Source organism: Psychrobacter sp. TB20-MNA-CIBAN-0197 (genome assembly GCF_040309765.1).
GTDB lineage: Bacteria > Pseudomonadota > Gammaproteobacteria > Pseudomonadales > Moraxellaceae > Psychrobacter > Psychrobacter submarinus.
This window is the reverse complement of record NZ_JBEOPC010001386.1, coordinates 1-236: the sequence shown is the minus strand read 5'-3', so window position 1 is coordinate 236 and position 236 is coordinate 1. Positions and strand designations below refer to the sequence as shown.

The window sequence follows — 236 nt, the reverse complement described above, 5'->3', positions numbered from 1 at the left end:
GGCCATGAGTGAGCAAAAGTTAGCGTTAAACGAATACTTAAAAATCGACAGTGATTATTTACGCGGCGATATCAAAGAGGGTTTAGATACTCAAGTGACTGGATCGTTTAGTGATGGCGATCAACAGTTGATCAAATTCCACGGTTTTTATCAGCAAGACGATCGCGATTTACGTAACGAGCGTAAAGAGCAAAAGTTAGAGCCATTGCATAGCTTTATGTTACGTGCCCGTGTAC

The 236-nt window shown here is 41.5% G+C and carries 1 protein-coding gene; it reads left to right on the top strand.

Annotated elements, in window-relative coordinates:
* A partial coding sequence (locus tag AAEY83_RS18505) for a hypothetical protein (RefSeq protein WP_502945226.1) occupies positions 1–236 on the top strand: 236 nt, incomplete at both ends.